Genomic DNA, 20143 nt, shown 5'->3' on the forward strand with positions numbered 1-20143 from the left:
TTTTATAAAAAAATCCTATGATACTTCATAGGTAGTCAGTCAAACTGGCGAAAAGCAAAACTTCGGTTTTGTACTTTTTCGGAGAGTTTGATCCTGGCTCAGGACGAACGCTGGCGGCGTGCCTAATACATGCAAGTCGAGCGGACAGAAGGGAGCTTGCTCCCGGATGTTAGCGGCGGACGGGTGAGTAACACGTGGGTAACCTGCCTGTAAGACTGGGATAACTCCGGGAAACCGGAGCTAATACCGGATAGTTCCTTGAACCGCATGGTTCAAGGATGAAAGACGGTTTCGGCTGTCACTTACAGATGGACCCGCGGCGCATTAGCTAGTTGGTGGGGTAATGGCTCACCAAGGCGACGATGCGTAGCCGACCTGAGAGGGTGATCGGCCACACTGGGACTGAGACACGGCCCAGACTCCTACGGGAGGCAGCAGTAGGGAATCTTCCGCAATGGACGAAAGTCTGACGGAGCAACGCCGCGTGAGTGATGAAGGTTTTCGGATCGTAAAGCTCTGTTGTTAGGGAAGAACAAGTGCGAGAGTAACTGCTCGCACCTTGACGGTACCTAACCAGAAAGCCACGGCTAACTACGTGCCAGCAGCCGCGGTAATACGTAGGTGGCAAGCGTTGTCCGGAATTATTGGGCGTAAAGGGCTCGCAGGCGGTTTCTTAAGTCTGATGTGAAAGCCCCCGGCTCAACCGGGGAGGGTCATTGGAAACTGGGAAACTTGAGTGCAGAAGAGGAGAGTGGAATTCCACGTGTAGCGGTGAAATGCGTAGAGATGTGGAGGAACACCAGTGGCGAAGGCGACTCTCTGGTCTGTAACTGACGCTGAGGAGCGAAAGCGTGGGGAGCGAACAGGATTAGATACCCTGGTAGTCCACGCCGTAAACGATGAGTGCTAAGTGTTAGGGGGTTTCCGCCCCTTAGTGCTGCAGCTAACGCATTAAGCACTCCGCCTGGGGAGTACGGTCGCAAGACTGAAACTCAAAGGAATTGACGGGGGCCCGCACAAGCGGTGGAGCATGTGGTTTAATTCGAAGCAACGCGAAGAACCTTACCAGGTCTTGACATCCTCTGATAACCCTAGAGATAGGGCTTTCCCTTCGGGGACAGAGTGACAGGTGGTGCATGGTTGTCGTCAGCTCGTGTCGTGAGATGTTGGGTTAAGTCCCGCAACGAGCGCAACCCTTGATCTTAGTTGCCAGCATTCAGTTGGGCACTCTAAGGTGACTGCCGGTGACAAACCGGAGGAAGGTGGGGATGACGTCAAATCATCATGCCCCTTATGACCTGGGCTACACACGTGCTACAATGGACAGAACAAAGGGCTGCAAGACCGCAAGGTTTAGCCAATCCCATAAATCTGTTCTCAGTTCGGATCGCAGTCTGCAACTCGACTGCGTGAAGCTGGAATCGCTAGTAATCGCGGATCAGCATGCCGCGGTGAATACGTTCCCGGGCCTTGTACACACCGCCCGTCACACCACGAGAGTTTGCAACACCCGAAGTCGGTGAGGTAACCTTTATGGAGCCAGCCGCCGAAGGTGGGGCAGATGATTGGGGTGAAGTCGTAACAAGGTAGCCGTATCGGAAGGTGCGGCTGGATCACCTCCTTTCTAAGGATATATGGAGCAGCGTACGTTTTCGTCTTGTTTAGTTTTGAAGGATCATTCCTTCAAAACATGTCTCTAGCGAGACAGGATTGTTCTTTGAAAACTAGATAACAATAAGTAATACATTCACATTGAATGCAATGCAAAGTTCATCACACATAGTGATTCTTTCTAAAGTAAGAAATGGTTAAGTTAGAAAGGGCGCACGGTGGATGCCTTGGCACTAGGAGCCGATGAAGGACGGGACGAACACCGATATGCTTCGGGGAGCTGTAAGCAAGCTTTGATCCGGAGATTTCCGAATGGGGAAACCCACTGCTCGTAATGGAGTAGTATCCATACTTGAATACATAGAGTATGAGAAGGCATACCCGGGGAACTGAAACATCTAAGTACCCGGAGGAAGAGAAAGCAAATGCGATTCCCTGAGTAGCGGCGAGCGAAACGGGAACAGCCCAAACCAAGAGGCTTGCCTCTTGGGGTTGTAGGACACTCTATACGGAGTTACAAAGGAATGATATAAGCGAAGAGGTCTGGAAAGGCCCGCCAAAGAAGGTAACAGCCCTGTAACTGAAATGTCATTCTCTCCAGAGTGGATCCTGAGTACGGCGGAACACGTGAAATTCCGTCGGAATCCGGGAGGACCATCTCCCAAGGCTAAATACTCCCTAGTGACCGATAGTGAACCAGTACCGTGAGGGAAAGGTGAAAAGCACCCCGGAAGGGGAGTGAAATAGATCCTGAAACCGTGTGCCTACAAGTAGTCAGAGCCCGTTAACGGGTGATGGCGTGCCTTTTGTAGAATGAACCGGCGAGTTACGATCCCGTGCAAGGTTAAGCAGAAGATGCGGAGCCGCAGCGAAAGCGAGTCTGAATAGGGCGCATGAGTACGTGGTCGTAGACCCGAAACCAGGTGATCTACCCATGTCCAGGGTGAAGTTCAGGTAACACTGAATGGAGGCCCGAACCCACGCACGTTGAAAAGTGCGGGGATGAGGTGTGGGTAGGGGTGAAATGCCAATCGAACCTGGAGATAGCTGGTTCTCTCCGAAATAGCTTTAGGGCTAGCCTCAAGGTAAGAGTCTCGGAGGTAGAGCACTGATTGGACTAGGGGCCCCTACCGGGTTACCGAATTCAGTCAAACTCCGAATGCCGATGACTTATCCTTGGGAGTCAGACTGCGAGTGATAAGATCCGTAGTCGAAAGGGAAACAGCCCAGACCGCCAGCTAAGGTCCCAAAGTATACGTTAAGTGGAAAAGGATGTGGAGTTGCTTAGACAACCAGGATGTTGGCTTAGAAGCAGCCACCATTTAAAGAGTGCGTAATAGCTCACTGGTCGAGTGACTCTGCGCCGAAAATGTACCGGGGCTAAACGTATCACCGAAGCTGCGGACTGTTCTTACGAACAGTGGTAGGAGAGCGTTCTAAGGGCTGTGAAGCCAGACCGGAAGGACTGGTGGAGCGCTTAGAAGTGAGAATGCCGGTATGAGTAGCGAAAGACGGGTGAGAATCCCGTCCACCGAATGCCTAAGGTTTCCTGAGGAAGGCTCGTCCGCTCAGGGTTAGTCGGGACCTAAGCCGAGGCCGAAAGGCGTAGGCGATGGACAACAGGTTGATATTCCTGTACCACCTCCTCACCATTTGAGCAATGGGGGGACGCAGGAGGATAGGGTAAGCGCGGTATTGGATATCCGCGTCCAAGCAGTTAGGCTGGGAAATAGGCAAATCCGTTTCCCGTAAAGGCTGAGCTGTGATGGCGAGCGAAATTTAGTAGCGAAGTTCCTGATTCCACACTGCCAAGAAAAGCCTCTAGCGAGGTGAGAGGTGCCCGTACCGCAAACCGACACAGGTAGGCGAGGAGAGAATCCTAAGGTGATCGAGAGAACTCTCGTTAAGGAACTCGGCAAAATGACCCCGTAACTTCGGGAGAAGGGGTGCTTCTTAGGGTGTTAAAGCCCCGAGAAGCCGCAGTGAATAGGCCCAGGCGACTGTTTAGCAAAAACACAGGTCTCTGCGAAGCCGTAAGGCGAAGTATAGGGGCTGACGCCTGCCCGGTGCTGGAAGGTTAAGAGGAGCGCTTAGCGTAAGCGAAGGTGCGAATTGAAGCCCCAGTAAACGGCGGCCGTAACTATAACGGTCCTAAGGTAGCGAAATTCCTTGTCGGGTAAGTTCCGACCCGCACGAAAGGCGCAACGATCTGGGCACTGTCTCAACGAGAGACTCGGTGAAATTATAGTACCTGTGAAGATGCAGGTTACCCGCGACAGGACGGAAAGACCCCGTGGAGCTTTACTGCAGCCTGATATTGAATGTTGGTACAGCTTGTACAGGATAGGTAGGAGCCTTGGAAACCGGAGCGCTAGCTTCGGTGGAGGCATCGGTGGGATACTACCCTGGCTGTATTGACCTTCTAACCCGCTGCCCTTATCGGGCAGGGAGACAGTGTCAGGTGGGCAGTTTGACTGGGGCGGTCGCCTCCTAAAATGTAACGGAGGCGCCCAAAGGTTCCCTCAGAATGGTTGGAAATCATTCGCAGAGTGTAAAGGCACAAGGGAGCTTGACTGCGAGACCTACAAGTCGAGCAGGGACGAAAGTCGGGCTTAGTGATCCGGTGGTTCCGCATGGAAGGGCCATCGCTCAACGGATAAAAGCTACCCCGGGGATAACAGGCTTATCTCCCCCAAGAGTCCACATCGACGGGGAGGTTTGGCACCTCGATGTCGGCTCATCGCATCCTGGGGCTGTAGTCGGTCCCAAGGGTTGGGCTGTTCGCCCATTAAAGCGGTACGCGAGCTGGGTTCAGAACGTCGTGAGACAGTTCGGTCCCTATCCGTCGCGGGCGCAGGAAATTTGAGAGGAGCTGTCCTTAGTACGAGAGGACCGGGATGGACGCACCGCTGGTGTACCAGTTGTTCTGCCAAGGGCATCGCTGGGTAGCTATGTGCGGACGGGATAAGTGCTGAAAGCATCTAAGCATGAAGCCCCCCTCAAGATGAGATTTCCCATTCCGCAAGGAAGTAAGATCCCTGAAAGATGATCAGGTTGATAGGTCTGAGGTGGAAGCGTGGTGACACGTGGAGCTGACAGATACTAATAGATCGAGGACTTAACCTATATTCTATTGTGAAGCATGAACATTGTTATCTAGTTTTGAGAGAACATTCTCTCCATCAGGTTTGGTGGCGATAGCGAAGAGGTCACACCCGTTCCCATACCGAACACGGAAGTTAAGCTCTTCAGCGCCGATGGTAGTTGGGGGTTTCCCCCTGTGAGAGTAGGACGCCGCCAAGCTTCTATAAAGATCAGTTCCAGTCGGAACTGGTCTTTTTTGTGTTTTGCATGACTTGCTTCTATATAATAGAATAGGTTCTTAAAGTGAATTGTTCCCTCGTGGGTTGCTAAATAAATCAAACTTTACGCTCTTTCAATTTAACATGTCGGTCATCATATGAACCAGCAGCCAAATTATCAAGGGTCTACACTAAAAGCATAGAAAACTTCACCTTCGGCTAAATAGAGATAGAAAGGCGATGTATAGGGCACTAAATAGAAAGACTTCATCCCGAAGGGGATGGTCAGCTATTGTTGCATTTCCAATTTAAAAAGATAGAAGAAATGAAAGAAACAATACTCATTTTATTTCTCCTGTTAAAATTTTATATCGATGATAAAGCTGTTGAATATTTTGAAGCAGTAGAAAAATGATGTGAAACAATTTTGTTGAAAAATAGTAAAGACCAGCAGTATTTTCACACTTTTTTATGCAAAAAAGATTTCTCAGAAAAATAAAATAATAACAGAATTTCTTTTTTGAATGTTTTTATCCAGAGATATATGAAATAAAATCAAGGGTATGAAAGCTTCGAAATAGCTGTTTTCAAAGGAATAAAGCCTTATTAGTACTCTTTTTAACAAAAAAACATAAAAAAATGAAAAAAAGGCTTTTAAAATGATGAGACAAGTGGTAAACTTCTTTAGGTGCCTTAACGAAAAGATGGAAAAACAGCTTTAAAATAAATTCAAAAATTATTTTAAAAAAGTCTTTACAAACAATATCTTATCGTTATATAATACTATTTGTCAGATCGAGAGACACTTCGAAACGACACAATATGGAGGATTAGCTCAGCTGGGAGAGCATCTGCCTTACAAGCAGAGGGTCGGCGGTTCGAGCCCGTCATCCTCCACCATATTTATTCTTACATAATGTTAGGATAGATAAAGCCGGTGTAGCTCAACTGGTAGAGCAACTGACTTGTAATCAGTAGGTTGGGGGTTCAAGTCCTCTTGCCGGCACCACTTTCATATGGTAAGATAGACAAGTCGCTTTTAAAGCGAGCCATTAGCTCAGTTGGTAGAGCATCTGACTTTTAATCAGAGGGTCGAAGGTTCGAGTCCTTCATGGCTCACCATGTTTCATGCGGGTGTGGCGGAATTGGCAGACGCGCTAGACTTAGGATCTAGTGTCTTTATGACGTGGGGGTTCAAGTCCCTTCACCCGCATTGCCAAATAAAATAAAGAAATCCTGTAATGCGGAAGTAGTTCAGTGGTAGAACACCACCTTGCCAAGGTGGGGGTCGCGGGTTCGAATCCCGTCTTCCGCTTATACCATCCACGCCGGGGTGGTGGAATTGGCAGACACACAGGACTTAAAATCCTGCGGTAGGTGACTACCGTGCCGGTTCAAGTCCGGCCCTCGGCATTATAAATAAGCGCCCGTAGCTCAATTGGATAGAGCGTTTGACTACGGATCAAAAGGTTAGGGGTTCGACTCCTCTCGGGCGCGCCATTAAGATCGGGAAGTAGCTCAGCTTGGTAGAGCACTTGGTTTGGGACCAAGGGGTCGCAGGTTCGAATCCTGTCTTCCCGACCATCTTTTATGGGGCCTTAGCTCAGCTGGGAGAGCGCCTGCCTTGCACGCAGGAGGTCAGCGGTTCGATCCCGCTAGGCTCCACCAATATGATCTTTGAAAACTAAACAAGACAAAACGTACCTGTTAATTCGAGTTTTTATAAAAAAATCCTATGAAACTTCATAGGTAGTCAGTCAAACTGGCGAGGCAGGAAATGATCACATGCTAAGTTCGCTACATCGTGTAGCAACGCATGTGTGATATGCATCCTGCATACCTCGGAGAGTTTGATCCTGGCTCAGGACGAACGCTGGCGGCGTGCCTAATACATGCAAGTCGAGCGGACAGAAGGGAGCTTGCTCCCGGATGTTAGCGGCGGACGGGTGAGTAACACGTGGGTAACCTGCCTGTAAGACTGGGATAACTCCGGGAAACCGGAGCTAATACCGGATAGTTCCTTGAACCGCATGGTTCAAGGATGAAAGACGGTTTCGGCTGTCACTTACAGATGGACCCGCGGCGCATTAGCTAGTTGGTGGGGTAATGGCTCACCAAGGCGACGATGCGTAGCCGACCTGAGAGGGTGATCGGCCACACTGGGACTGAGACACGGCCCAGACTCCTACGGGAGGCAGCAGTAGGGAATCTTCCGCAATGGACGAAAGTCTGACGGAGCAACGCCGCGTGAGTGATGAAGGTTTTCGGATCGTAAAGCTCTGTTGTTAGGGAAGAACAAGTGCGAGAGTAACTGCTCGCACCTTGACGGTACCTAACCAGAAAGCCACGGCTAACTACGTGCCAGCAGCCGCGGTAATACGTAGGTGGCAAGCGTTGTCCGGAATTATTGGGCGTAAAGGGCTCGCAGGCGGTTTCTTAAGTCTGATGTGAAAGCCCCCGGCTCAACCGGGGAGGGTCATTGGAAACTGGGAAACTTGAGTGCAGAAGAGGAGAGTGGAATTCCACGTGTAGCGGTGAAATGCGTAGAGATGTGGAGGAACACCAGTGGCGAAGGCGACTCTCTGGTCTGTAACTGACGCTGAGGAGCGAAAGCGTGGGGAGCGAACAGGATTAGATACCCTGGTAGTCCACGCCGTAAACGATGAGTGCTAAGTGTTAGGGGGTTTCCGCCCCTTAGTGCTGCAGCTAACGCATTAAGCACTCCGCCTGGGGAGTACGGTCGCAAGACTGAAACTCAAAGGAATTGACGGGGGCCCGCACAAGCGGTGGAGCATGTGGTTTAATTCGAAGCAACGCGAAGAACCTTACCAGGTCTTGACATCCTCTGATAACCCTAGAGATAGGGCTTTCCCTTCGGGGACAGAGTGACAGGTGGTGCATGGTTGTCGTCAGCTCGTGTCGTGAGATGTTGGGTTAAGTCCCGCAACGAGCGCAACCCTTGATCTTAGTTGCCAGCATTCAGTTGGGCACTCTAAGGTGACTGCCGGTGACAAACCGGAGGAAGGTGGGGATGACGTCAAATCATCATGCCCCTTATGACCTGGGCTACACACGTGCTACAATGGACAGAACAAAGGGCTGCAAGACCGCAAGGTTTAGCCAATCCCATAAATCTGTTCTCAGTTCGGATCGCAGTCTGCAACTCGACTGCGTGAAGCTGGAATCGCTAGTAATCGCGGATCAGCATGCCGCGGTGAATACGTTCCCGGGCCTTGTACACACCGCCCGTCACACCACGAGAGTTTGCAACACCCGAAGTCGGTGAGGTAACCTTTATGGAGCCAGCCGCCGAAGGTGGGGCAGATGATTGGGGTGAAGTCGTAACAAGGTAGCCGTATCGGAAGGTGCGGCTGGATCACCTCCTTTCTAAGGATATATGGAGCAGCGTACGTTTTCGTCTTGTTTAGTTTTGAAGGATCATTCCTTCAAAACATGTCTCTAGCGAGACAGGATTGTTCTTTGAAAACTAGATAACAATAAGTAATACATTCACATTGAATGCAATGCAAAGTTCATCACACATAGTGATTCTTTCTAAAGTAAGAAATGGTTAAGTTAGAAAGGGCGCACGGTGGATGCCTTGGCACTAGGAGCCGATGAAGGACGGGACGAACACCGATATGCTTCGGGGAGCTGTAAGCAAGCTTTGATCCGGAGATTTCCGAATGGGGAAACCCACTGCTCGTAATGGAGTAGTATCCATACTTGAATACATAGAGTATGAGAAGGCATACCCGGGGAACTGAAACATCTAAGTACCCGGAGGAAGAGAAAGCAAATGCGATTCCCTGAGTAGCGGCGAGCGAAACGGGAACAGCCCAAACCAAGAGGCTTGCCTCTTGGGGTTGTAGGACACTCTATACGGAGTTACAAAGGAATGATATAAGCGAAGAGGTCTGGAAAGGCCCGCCAAAGAAGGTAACAGCCCTGTAACTGAAATGTCATTCTCTCCAGAGTGGATCCTGAGTACGGCGGAACACGTGAAATTCCGTCGGAATCCGGGAGGACCATCTCCCAAGGCTAAATACTCCCTAGTGACCGATAGTGAACCAGTACCGTGAGGGAAAGGTGAAAAGCACCCCGGAAGGGGAGTGAAATAGATCCTGAAACCGTGTGCCTACAAGTAGTCAGAGCCCGTTAACGGGTGATGGCGTGCCTTTTGTAGAATGAACCGGCGAGTTACGATCCCGTGCAAGGTTAAGCAGAAGATGCGGAGCCGCAGCGAAAGCGAGTCTGAATAGGGCGCATGAGTACGTGGTCGTAGACCCGAAACCAGGTGATCTACCCATGTCCAGGGTGAAGTTCAGGTAACACTGAATGGAGGCCCGAACCCACGCACGTTGAAAAGTGCGGGGATGAGGTGTGGGTAGGGGTGAAATGCCAATCGAACCTGGAGATAGCTGGTTCTCTCCGAAATAGCTTTAGGGCTAGCCTCAAGGTAAGAGTCTCGGAGGTAGAGCACTGATTGGACTAGGGGCCCCTACCGGGTTACCGAATTCAGTCAAACTCCGAATGCCGATGACTTATCCTTGGGAGTCAGACTGCGAGTGATAAGATCCGTAGTCGAAAGGGAAACAGCCCAGACCGCCAGCTAAGGTCCCAAAGTATACGTTAAGTGGAAAAGGATGTGGAGTTGCTTAGACAACCAGGATGTTGGCTTAGAAGCAGCCACCATTTAAAGAGTGCGTAATAGCTCACTGGTCGAGTGACTCTGCGCCGAAAATGTACCGGGGCTAAACGTATCACCGAAGCTGCGGACTGTTCTTACGAACAGTGGTAGGAGAGCGTTCTAAGGGCTGTGAAGCCAGACCGGAAGGACTGGTGGAGCGCTTAGAAGTGAGAATGCCGGTATGAGTAGCGAAAGACGGGTGAGAATCCCGTCCACCGAATGCCTAAGGTTTCCTGAGGAAGGCTCGTCCGCTCAGGGTTAGTCGGGACCTAAGCCGAGGCCGAAAGGCGTAGGCGATGGACAACAGGTTGATATTCCTGTACCACCTCCTCACCATTTGAGCAATGGGGGGACGCAGGAGGATAGGGTAAGCGCGGTATTGGATATCCGCGTCCAAGCAGTTAGGCTGGGAAATAGGCAAATCCGTTTCCCGTAAAGGCTGAGCTGTGATGGCGAGCGAAATTTAGTAGCGAAGTTCCTGATTCCACACTGCCAAGAAAAGCCTCTAGCGAGGTGAGAGGTGCCCGTACCGCAAACCGACACAGGTAGGCGAGGAGAGAATCCTAAGGTGATCGAGAGAACTCTCGTTAAGGAACTCGGCAAAATGACCCCGTAACTTCGGGAGAAGGGGTGCTTCTTAGGGTGTTAAAGCCCCGAGAAGCCGCAGTGAATAGGCCCAGGCGACTGTTTAGCAAAAACACAGGTCTCTGCGAAGCCGTAAGGCGAAGTATAGGGGCTGACGCCTGCCCGGTGCTGGAAGGTTAAGAGGAGCGCTTAGCGTAAGCGAAGGTGCGAATTGAAGCCCCAGTAAACGGCGGCCGTAACTATAACGGTCCTAAGGTAGCGAAATTCCTTGTCGGGTAAGTTCCGACCCGCACGAAAGGCGCAACGATCTGGGCACTGTCTCAACGAGAGACTCGGTGAAATTATAGTACCTGTGAAGATGCAGGTTACCCGCGACAGGACGGAAAGACCCCGTGGAGCTTTACTGCAGCCTGATATTGAATGTTGGTACAGCTTGTACAGGATAGGTAGGAGCCTTGGAAACCGGAGCGCTAGCTTCGGTGGAGGCATCGGTGGGATACTACCCTGGCTGTATTGACCTTCTAACCCGCTGCCCTTATCGGGCAGGGAGACAGTGTCAGGTGGGCAGTTTGACTGGGGCGGTCGCCTCCTAAAATGTAACGGAGGCGCCCAAAGGTTCCCTCAGAATGGTTGGAAATCATTCGCAGAGTGTAAAGGCACAAGGGAGCTTGACTGCGAGACCTACAAGTCGAGCAGGGACGAAAGTCGGGCTTAGTGATCCGGTGGTTCCGCATGGAAGGGCCATCGCTCAACGGATAAAAGCTACCCCGGGGATAACAGGCTTATCTCCCCCAAGAGTCCACATCGACGGGGAGGTTTGGCACCTCGATGTCGGCTCATCGCATCCTGGGGCTGTAGTCGGTCCCAAGGGTTGGGCTGTTCGCCCATTAAAGCGGTACGCGAGCTGGGTTCAGAACGTCGTGAGACAGTTCGGTCCCTATCCGTCGCGGGCGCAGGAAATTTGAGAGGAGCTGTCCTTAGTACGAGAGGACCGGGATGGACGCACCGCTGGTGTACCAGTTGTTCTGCCAAGGGCATCGCTGGGTAGCTATGTGCGGACGGGATAAGTGCTGAAAGCATCTAAGCATGAAGCCCCCCTCAAGATGAGATTTCCCATTCCGCAAGGAAGTAAGATCCCTGAAAGATGATCAGGTTGATAGGTCTGAGGTGGAAGCGTGGTGACACGTGGAGCTGACAGATACTAATAGATCGAGGACTTAACCTATATTCTATTGTGAAGCATGAACATTGTTATCTAGTTTTGAGAGAACATTCTCTCCATCAGGTTTGGTGGCGATAGCGAAGAGGTCACACCCGTTCCCATACCGAACACGGAAGTTAAGCTCTTCAGCGCCGATGGTAGTTGGGGGTTTCCCCCTGTGAGAGTAGGACGCCGCCAAGCTTCTATAAGGATCAGTTCCAGTCGGAACTGGTCTTTTTTGTGTTTTTGAGAGGTTTGATACCATATGAATGTGGAAATAATATTGTTAGTTGAGCGATTATCTTGAAAAATCGATCGAAAAAATTTATAGTAAGATTAAAGTCAAATATAGTCAAAGTCAATGGAGGAGGAGGCGGAGTGGCACAAAATATTTCTGATATCATCGAGCAGTATTTGAAGGAAGTCTTGGATCAGAACGGTCGAGAAATATTAGAAATTAAGCGCAATGAAATTGCAGATAAATTTCAATGCGTACCTTCACAAATTAACTATGTTATCAATACACGCTTTACGAGCGAGAGAGGCTATATCGTTGAAAGTAAGCGTGGCGGCGGTGGCTATATCCGCATCATTAAAGTCAAAATGAATGATGAAGTCGACTTATTGAACAACATTATTTCTCAAATATATCATCGTTTATCACAGGCTGCATCTGATCATATCATCATGCGTCTTGTTGAAAATAACATTTTATCTGAAAGAGAAGCTAAGATGATGATTAGTGTCATGGATCGTTCTGTATTGCATATTGATTTACCTGAACGTGATGAACTGCGTGCTCGGATGATGAAAGCGATGTTAAATGCTTTGAAATTAAAGTAAAGCGGGTGAAAAGATTGATTTGTCAAGAATGTAATGAGAGACCAGCCACTTTTCACTTTACGAAAGTTATAAATGGAGAAAAACAAGAAATGCACATATGTGAACAATGTGCAAAAGAAAACAGTGATTCATATGCTATGAGTGGAAACCAAGGTTTCTCGATTCACAACTTATTATCAGGCTTATTGAATATTGATCCTAGCTTCACCACAAGTGCTAACAAGGGCTCTTCTATTTTTCAAGAAGCGAAAGAAGTGGATCAATGTCCTAAGTGTGGCTTAACCTTTCAACAGTTCAGAAAAACAGGCCGATTTGGCTGTGCAGAATGCTATCGTACATTTGATCAGTATCTGAACCCTGTTTTACGGAAAGTCCATAGTGGAAATACAGTCCATAATGGGAAAGTCCCAAAACGAATTGCCGGCAGCCTGCATGTTCGCCGGAAACTTGAGTTAATGCAGCAAGAGCTGAAGCAGCTGATTGAACAGGAAGAGTTCGAAAAGGCAGCGGAAGTTCGAGATCAAATTCGTGCATTAGAGCATGAGCAATCTCAGCAGAGGGAGGGAGATTAACAACATGTCGCTCCAGCATTTTATTCAAGACGCTCTAAGTCAGTGGATGAAACAAAAAGGACCAGAAAGTGACATTGTTCTAAGCAGTCGTATCCGGCTAGCTCGCAATCTAGAGCATGTTCGTTTCCCAACTCAGTTTTCTCAAGCTGAAGCTGAAGCTGTTCTCCAGCAATTCGAACAAAAGTTTGCTAGCCAGGAAGTGAAGGACATTGGAAATTTTGTTCTGATTCGAATGAATGAAACGCAGCCTTTAGCAAAGAGGGTACTTGTTGAAAAGCATTTGATTAGCCCCAATTTAGCTGAATCAAGATTTGGCGGCTGTTTGCTTTCTGAAAATGAAGAAATCAGTGTGATGCTGAATGAAGAAGACCATATTCGAATCCAATGCTTATTCCCAGGTTTTCAGCTAGCCAATGCATTAAAAGCGGCTAATCAGGTTGATGACTGGATTGAAGAGCAAGTGGATTATGCGTTTTCTGAAAAGCGAGGATACTTAACAAGCTGTCCGACCAATGTAGGTACAGGTATTAGGGCTTCGGTCATGATGCATTTACCAGCATTAGCGCTCACAAGACAAATGAATCGGATTATTCCGGCCATTAATCAATTAGGTCTTGTGGTCAGAGGAATTTATGGTGAGGGCAGCGAAGCAATAGGAAACATCTTTCAAATATCAAATCAAATGACACTTGGTCAATCAGAAGAAGACATTGTAGATGACTTGAATAGTGTGACCGCTCAGCTCATTGAACAAGAGCGATCTGCACGAAAAGCGTTATATCAAACATCTAAAATTGAACTTGAGGACAGAGTGTACCGTTCCTTAGGGATTTTGGCCAATTGTCGTATGATTGAATCAAAGGAAACAGCAAAGTGTTTGTCAGATGTGCGGCTTGGAATTGATTTAGGTATCATTAAGGGGCTTTCAAGTAATATACTGAATGAACTCATGATTTTGACTCAGCCCGGCTTCCTTCAACAATATTCAGGAGGAGCCTTGGAGCCAAATGAACGAGATATAAAACGAGCAGCGATTATTAGAGAAAGGCTGCGCTTAGAAATGCATAGGAATGGACAGGAGGATGAAACGATATGATGTTTGGAAGATTCACTGAAAGAGCTCAAAAGGTATTAGCACTTGCACAAGAAGAAGCCATTCGCCTAGGCCATAAGAACATAGGTACTGAGCACATTTTACTTGGCCTTGTACGTGAAGGTGAGGGCATCGCTGCCAAAGCGTTAGAAGCACTGGGCCTTGTTTCAGATAAAATCCAAAAAGAAGTCGAAAGCTTGATTGGAAGAGGGCAAGAGGTGTCTCAAGCTATTCCTCATTATACGCCTAGAGCGAAGAAGGTCACTGAGCTTTCAATGGATGAAGCAAGAAAGCTAGGTCATTCCTATGTAGGGACAGAACATATTCTATTAGGTCTTATTCGTGAGGGAGAGGGTGTCGCTGCCCGTGTCTTAAATAACCTCGGAGTGAGCTTAAATAAAGCACGTCAGCAAGTTCTGCAGCTGCTTGGAAGCAATGAAACAGGTGCATCTGCGGCAGGCTCTAATAGCAATGCAAATACACCAACACTAGATAGCTTGGCAAGAGATTTGACAGCTATTGCAAAAGAGGACAGCTTGGACCCTGTCATTGGCCGAAGCAAAGAAATTCAACGTGTCATTGAGGTCCTAAGCAGAAGAACAAAAAATAACCCTGTGCTGATTGGTGAGCCTGGTGTTGGTAAAACAGCCATCGCAGAAGGTCTTGCACAGCAAATTATTCATAACGAAGTGCCTGAAATCCTGCGCGATAAACGAGTGATGACACTGGATATGGGAACTGTTGTAGCTGGGACGAAATATCGTGGTGAATTCGAGGATCGTTTGAAAAAAGTGATGGACGAAATTCGCCAGGCAGGAAATATCATTCTCTTTATCGACGAGCTTCATACACTCATTGGTGCTGGTGGAGCAGAGGGCGCGATTGATGCGTCTAATATCTTGAAGCCATCCTTAGCACGTGGTGAGCTTCAATGTATTGGGGCAACAACGTTAGATGAGTACCGTAAATACATTGAAAAGGACGCTGCGCTTGAACGACGTTTCCAGCCAATTCAAGTAGATCAGCCGTCTGTTGATGAAAGTATTCAAATCTTAAGAGGGCTTAGAGACCGGTATGAAGCACATCACCGTGTGTCTATTACAGATGAAGCGATTGAGGCGGCGGTGAAGCTGTCTGACCGTTATATTTCTGACCGATTCCTTCCAGATAAGGCGATTGATTTAATTGATGAGGCAGGTTCGAAAGTCCGTTTACGTTCGTTCACAACACCGCCTAACCTAAAAGAGTTAGAGCAAAAGCTGGATGAAGTACGCAAGGAAAAGGATGCGGCAGTTCAAAGTCAAGAATTTGAAAAAGCAGCTTCTCTTCGCGATACAGAGCAGCGTTTGCGTGAAAAAGTAGAAGTGACAAAGAAATCATGGAAAGAAAAGCAGGGACAAGAGAATTCAGAGGTATCTGTAGATGATATCGCAATGGTCGTTTCCAGCTGGACGGGAGTGCCTGTTTCGAAAATTGCTCAAACGGAGACAGATAAGCTTCTGAACATGGAACAATTGCTTCATTCTCGCGTGATCGGACAGGATGAAGCGGTTGTCGCTGTAGCCAAAGCGGTGAGACGTGCGCGTGCTGGCCTGAAAGATCCGAAGCGTCCAATCGGCTCCTTTATCTTCTTGGGTCCAACAGGGGTTGGTAAAACGGAGCTTGCAAGAGCACTCGCTGAGTCTATTTTCGGTGATGAAGAAGCAATGATCCGTATTGATATGTCTGAATACATGGAGAAACACTCTACATCCAGACTTGTTGGGTCACCTCCAGGCTATGTGGGCTATGATGAAGGTGGACAGCTGACTGAAAAAGTGAGAAGAAAACCTTATTCTGTCGTTCTTTTAGACGAGATTGAAAAGGCGCATCCAGATGTATTTAATATCTTACTGCAAGTGTTAGAAGATGGTCGTCTGACAGATTCTAAAGGGCGTACCGTTGACTTTAGAAATACGATTTTGATCATGACATCAAACGTTGGAGCTAGTGAGCTGAAGCGCAATAAATATGTTGGCTTTAACGTGCAGGATGAAAGTCAAAATTACAAGGATATGAAAGGCAAAGTAATGGGCGAGTTGAAACGTGCGTTTAGACCTGAGTTTATCAACCGTATTGATGAAATCATTGTCTTCCACTCGCTTGAGAAGAAACATCTCAAAGAGATCGTGTCTCTCATGTCTGATCAATTGACAAAACGATTAAAAGAACAAGACCTATCAATTGAATTGACGGAAGCAGCAAAAGCGAAAATTGCCGACGAAGGAGTAGATCTTGAGTACGGTGCGCGTCCGTTAAGAAGAGCGATTCAAAAGCATGTAGAAGATCGACTTTCTGAAGAGCTTCTGAAGGGGAATATTGAAAAAGGTCAACATATCGTATTAGATGTGGAAGATGGAGAAATTGTCGTAAAAGCGACGGCTGCTACGAACTAATATAGTAAGAAAAAAGTGTGAGGCATACCAGTAAGGTGTATGCCTCCCTTTACTTATTTTCTGACCAGTATAAGGAGTTGTATTCTTCAATCTATGGCTAAGACAAAATCAAAATTTATATGCCAATCGTGCGGTTATGAGTCAGCCAAATGGATGGGGAAATGTCCAGGCTGCGGCACGTGGAACAGTATGACAGAAGAGGTCGTTCGCAAAGAGCCGGCAAACCGTCGAAGTGCTTTTAATCATTCTGTTCAAACCATTCAAAAACCTTCACCTATATCTGCAATTGAAACATCCGAAGAACCCCGAATTAAAACAAATTTAGAAGAATTTAACCGAGTATTAGGAAGTGGAATTGTCAAAGGTTCTCTTGTTCTCATCGGCGGAGATCCTGGGATTGGGAAGTCCACATTGTTATTACAAGTATCAGCACAGCTCTCAGACAAAAATCAGAATGTGTTATACATATCTGGTGAGGAGTCCATTAAACAAACGAAGCTAAGAGCGGACCGCCTTGGCATTGAAAGCGCCTCTTTGCATGTTTTGGCTGAAACCGATATGGAGTATATAACGTCTGCTATACAGGAGATGAAACCTGCTTTTGTTGTGGTGGATTCGATTCAAACCGTTTATCAAAGCGATATTACGTCAGCTCCCGGCTCTGTATCTCAAGTTAGGGAATGTACAGCGCAGCTGATGAAGATTGCCAAAACAAATGGTATTCCTATTTTTATCGTTGGTCACGTGACCAAAGAAGGCTCGATCGCAGGTCCACGCCTTTTAGAGCATATGGTGGACACAGTTCTTTATTTTGAAGGCGAGCGTCATCATACGTTTCGTATTTTACGGGCGGTCAAAAACCGATTTGGTTCAACGAATGAATTAGGAATTTTTGAAATGAGAGAGGAAGGGCTCACGGAAGTATTAAACCCATCAGAAATCTTTTTAGAAGAGCGGTCGGCAGGTGTATCTGGTTCGTGTGTTGTTGCCTCAATGGAAGGAACAAGACCCGTACTTGTCGAGATACAGGCGTTAATTTCCCCGACAAGCTTTGGGAATCCGCGAAGAATGGCCACTGGCCTTGATCATAATCGAGTATCGCTGCTCATGGCAGTTTTAGAAAAACGCGTGGGGCTGCTGCTGCAAAACCAAGATGCGTATTTAAAGGTCGCAGGCGGTGTGAAGCTTGACGAACCGGCGATTGACTTGGCCATTGCCGTTAGTATTGCATCAAGCTTTAAAGATGCAGCGCCGCATCAAGCGGATTGCTTTATAGGAGAGGTCGGTCTGACGGGAGAAGTCAGAAGAGTATCAAGAATTGAACAGCGAGTGCAGGAAGCTGCAAAACTAGGATTTAAGCGAATGTTTATTCCTCAGGCGAATATAGACGGATGGAAAAAGCCGAGAGGGATTGAGTTAGTTGGTGTAGAAAATGTAGCGGAGGCACTTCGAATTTCACTAGGGGGATCATAGAAATGGAAAAAGAGAAAAAAGGAGCGAGAGAACTCGATCTCTTAGATATTGTACAGTTTGTGGCACCAGGAACACCTCTGCGGGCAGGGATTGAAAACGTCCTGAGAGCCAATACTGGCGGGCTCATTGTTGTTGGTTATAATGACAAAGTAAAGAGTGTGGTAGATGGAGGATTTCACATTAATTCAGCCTTCTCCCCAGCACATTTATATGAATTGGCGAAGATGGATGGGGCCATTATTCTTAGCGATTCTGGTCAAAAAATCTTGTATGCGAATACACAGCTGATGCCAGATGCAACCATCCATTCATCGGAAACTGGCATGAGGCACCGGACGGCTGAACGTGTAGCAAAGCAGACAGGCTGCTTAATCATTGCTATTTCTGAACGGAGGAACGTCATTACCTTATACCAAGGGAATCGTCGTTATACGCTGAAAGATATTGGCTTTATTTTAACAAAGGCGAATCAAGCCATTCAAACACTTGAGAAATATAAAACGATTTTAGATCACGCCATTTCTGCGTTAAGCGCCCTAGAATTCGAAGAACTTGTGACCTTTGGGGATGTATTATCCGTGCTGCACCGCTACGAAATGGTACTCAGAATCAAAAATGAGATCAATATGTATATCAAAGAGCTTGGAACAGAGGGACACTTGATTCGTCTGCAGGTCAATGAACTGATTACAGACATGGAGCAGGAAGCGGCTTTATTTATTAAAGATTACGTGAAAGAAAAGATCAAAGATCCGTATGTACTGCTTAAACAACTTCAAGATATGTCGAGCTTTGAGCTTTTAGATGATTCCATTCTGTACAAGTTACTTGGATATCCCGCTTCTACAAATATTGACGAATATGTGTACACAAGAGGATACAGGTTGCTCCATAAAATCCCTAGACTGCCAATGCCAATCGTCGAAAATGTGGTTGAAGCATTCGGTGTGCTAGATCGAATTATGGAAGCGGATGTACAAGAATTGGATGAAGTAGAAGGAATTGGAGAAGTAAGAGCGAAAAAGATAAAAAAAGGATTAAAAAGGTTACAAGAAAAACATTATATCGACCGTCAGCTTTAAGAAGAGAAATTTTCCTCTACTACGGTTAAAAATGGATGAATATGGGTATATTAATGATGGTTTTGTTTTCTGTTGTTCATGATAGGAAACTTAAACATATATCAATGTCAGATGAAGGTGGATTGACAGATGAAAAATAAAGGAGGTGAAGGTATGTTAAAAAGAATCGTTCAGGCGTTTTTTATCATTTTGGGTGCAGTTGTGGGGATTTTTATCATTCCAGAGTTATTTCTGCTTTTAAATGTAAAGGACATACCTTTCATAACAAATGCTTACTCTTCAGCACTAATAGGAGCCGTTGTGTTCTTCATCATTGGTAAATGGTGCACAGGTTATGTGGTAAATTGGGTGAAATGGATCGAGGATTCTCTATTGAAGGCGCCTCTTCCTGATCTTATATCTGGAAGTTTCGGATTAGTATTTGGACTTATTCTAGCATATCTTATTGTAAACGTGATCCCGCTAAACAATATCCCATATCATATTTTTGGTACCATTATTCCGATTTTCCTGGCTTTCTTTTTAGGATACCTTGGGTTTCAGGTAGGCTTTAAGAAGAAGGATGAAATGATAGGGCTGTTCTCCCGATCTGCAAAGGTCACAAAGAAAAAAGGATCAGCTGATGATGAACCTGAAATAGAAGATAAAAAGCTGAAAATTTTAGACACAAGTGTTATCATTGATGGAAGAATCGCAGATATTTGCCAAACTGGATTCTTAGAAGGTGTCATGGTCATTCCTCAATTTGTACTCGAGGAATTACAGCATATTGCAGACTCTTCAGATGTATTAAAGAGAAATAGAGGCCGAAGAGGGCTTGATATTTTAAATCGTATTCAAAAAGAATTGGATATCAAAGTTGAAATTTACGAAGGTGACTTCGAAGACATTCAAGAGGTTGATAGCAAGCTTGTGAAGCTGGCGAAATTAACTTCAGGTGTTGTTGTGACCAATGATTTTAATTTAAATAAAGTATGCGAACTTCAAAAAGTAGCAGTGTTAAACATCAATGATCTAGCTAATGCCGTTAAGCCGGTTGTACTGCCTGGGGAAGAAATGAAGGTACAGGTCATCAAAGATGGGAAAGAGCATAACCAAGGTGTTGCTTACTTAGATGACGGGACGATGATTGTGGTCGAGGAAGGACGCAATTACATTGGAAAAGACATTGACGTGCTCGTCACAAGTGTGTTGCAGACTGCTGCTGGAAGAATGATTTTTGCGAAGCCAAAACTTCTGGAGAAGGCGCTCTAAAG

At 47.0% G+C, this 20143-nt stretch carries 7 protein-coding genes, 9 tRNA genes and 6 rRNA genes; all 22 read left to right on the plus strand.

Features of this window, described 5'->3' with window-relative positions; genetic code table 11:
• Positions 1-75 precede the first annotated feature (75 nt).
• The 22 genes from MHB67_RS00495 to MHB67_RS00600 all read left to right on the plus strand — a co-directional run bounded on the left by MHB67_RS00495 (position 76) and on the right by MHB67_RS00600 (position 20141).
• Positions 76-1624 (plus strand): 16S ribosomal RNA (locus MHB67_RS00495).
• A gap of 182 nt (positions 1625-1806) precedes the next feature.
• Positions 1807-4737: ribosomal RNA gene (locus MHB67_RS00500) — 23S ribosomal RNA — on the plus strand.
• Between the two features lie 61 nt (positions 4738-4798).
• Positions 4799-4914, plus strand: a 5S ribosomal RNA gene (rrf, locus tag MHB67_RS00505).
• An 823-nt stretch (positions 4915-5737) separates the two neighbouring features.
• A tRNA-Val gene (locus MHB67_RS00510) sits at positions 5738-5813 on the plus strand.
• A gap of 33 nt (positions 5814-5846) precedes the next feature.
• Positions 5847-5922 (plus strand) — tRNA-Thr (locus MHB67_RS00515).
• A 37-nt stretch (positions 5923-5959) separates the two neighbouring features.
• A tRNA-Lys gene (locus tag MHB67_RS00520) sits at positions 5960-6035 on the plus strand.
• Positions 6036-6043: 8 nt separating this feature from the next.
• A tRNA-Leu gene (locus MHB67_RS00525) sits at positions 6044-6126 on the plus strand.
• A gap of 30 nt (positions 6127-6156) precedes the next feature.
• Positions 6157-6228 (plus strand) — tRNA-Gly (locus MHB67_RS00530).
• Positions 6229-6240: 12 nt separating this feature from the next.
• A tRNA-Leu gene (locus MHB67_RS00535) sits at positions 6241-6326 on the plus strand.
• A 10-nt stretch (positions 6327-6336) separates the two neighbouring features.
• Positions 6337-6413: transfer RNA gene (locus MHB67_RS00540), tRNA-Arg, on the plus strand.
• Between the two features lie 7 nt (positions 6414-6420).
• Positions 6421-6497 (plus strand) — tRNA-Pro (locus MHB67_RS00545).
• 8 nt (positions 6498-6505) lie between these two features.
• A tRNA-Ala gene (locus MHB67_RS00550) sits at positions 6506-6581 on the plus strand.
• A gap of 170 nt (positions 6582-6751) precedes the next feature.
• Positions 6752-8300, plus strand: a 16S ribosomal RNA gene (locus MHB67_RS00555).
• A 182-nt stretch (positions 8301-8482) separates the two neighbouring features.
• Positions 8483-11413, plus strand: a 23S ribosomal RNA gene (locus tag MHB67_RS00560).
• Between the two features lie 61 nt (positions 11414-11474).
• Positions 11475-11590: ribosomal RNA gene (gene rrf, locus MHB67_RS00565) — 5S ribosomal RNA — on the plus strand.
• The 16S, 23S and 5S rRNA genes sit together here with 9 tRNA genes alongside, the layout of an rRNA operon.
• Positions 11591-11767: 177 nt before the next feature.
• The gene (locus tag MHB67_RS00570) at positions 11768-12232 is read left to right on the plus strand and encodes a CtsR family transcriptional regulator (protein WP_003217184.1); all 465 of its coding nucleotides are present in this window, start codon (positions 11768-11770) and stop codon (positions 12230-12232) included.
• A gap of 14 nt (positions 12233-12246) precedes the next feature.
• Positions 12247-12804, plus strand: a complete 558-nt coding sequence (locus MHB67_RS00575; protein WP_024425862.1) for a UvrB/UvrC motif-containing protein — start codon at positions 12247-12249, stop codon at positions 12802-12804.
• A gap of 4 nt (positions 12805-12808) precedes the next feature.
• Positions 12809-13900 (plus strand): protein arginine kinase, encoded by a 1092-nt coding sequence (locus MHB67_RS00580; RefSeq protein ID WP_024425579.1) that lies wholly within the window; start codon positions 12809-12811, stop codon positions 13898-13900.
• Complete coding sequence (gene clpC, locus MHB67_RS00585; protein ID WP_007496263.1) at positions 13897-16332, plus strand: ATP-dependent protease ATP-binding subunit ClpC; 2436 nt, start codon at positions 13897-13899, stop codon at positions 16330-16332. The genes MHB67_RS00580 and clpC overlap by 4 nt, the downstream gene beginning before the upstream one ends.
• Before the next feature lie 93 nt (positions 16333-16425).
• Positions 16426-17805 (plus strand): DNA repair protein RadA, encoded by a 1380-nt coding sequence (gene radA / locus MHB67_RS00590; protein ID WP_025092231.1) that lies wholly within the window; start codon positions 16426-16428, stop codon positions 17803-17805.
• 2 nt (positions 17806-17807) lie between these two features.
• Positions 17808-18887: a DNA integrity scanning diadenylate cyclase DisA gene (disA, locus tag MHB67_RS00595; RefSeq protein WP_024425581.1), complete on the plus strand. Its 1080-nt coding sequence runs from the start codon at positions 17808-17810 to the stop codon at positions 18885-18887.
• Between the two features lie 153 nt (positions 18888-19040).
• Positions 19041-20141, plus strand: a complete 1101-nt coding sequence (locus tag MHB67_RS00600; RefSeq protein WP_103132748.1) for a PIN/TRAM domain-containing protein — start codon at positions 19041-19043, stop codon at positions 20139-20141.
• The last annotated feature ends 2 nt before the right edge of the window (positions 20142-20143 follow it).

It is taken from the genome of Bacillus sp. FSL H8-0516 (genome assembly GCF_038635285.1).
Taxonomy (GTDB): domain Bacteria; phylum Bacillota; class Bacilli; order Bacillales; family Bacillaceae; genus Bacillus; species Bacillus safensis.

Coding starts and splice junctions, on each gene's coding strand:
- MHB67_RS00580 (WP_024425579.1), top strand. CDS start 12,809: ATGTCGCTCCAGCATTTTATTCAAGACGCTCTAAGTCAGTGGATGAAA.
- clpC (WP_007496263.1), top strand. CDS start 13,897: ATGATGTTTGGAAGATTCACTGAAAGAGCTCAAAAGGTATTAGCACTT.
- radA (WP_025092231.1), top strand. CDS start 16,426: ATGGCTAAGACAAAATCAAAATTTATATGCCAATCGTGCGGTTATGAG.
- disA (WP_024425581.1), top strand. CDS start 17,808: ATGGAAAAAGAGAAAAAAGGAGCGAGAGAACTCGATCTCTTAGATATT.
- MHB67_RS00600 (WP_103132748.1), top strand. CDS start 19,041: ATGTTAAAAAGAATCGTTCAGGCGTTTTTTATCATTTTGGGTGCAGTT.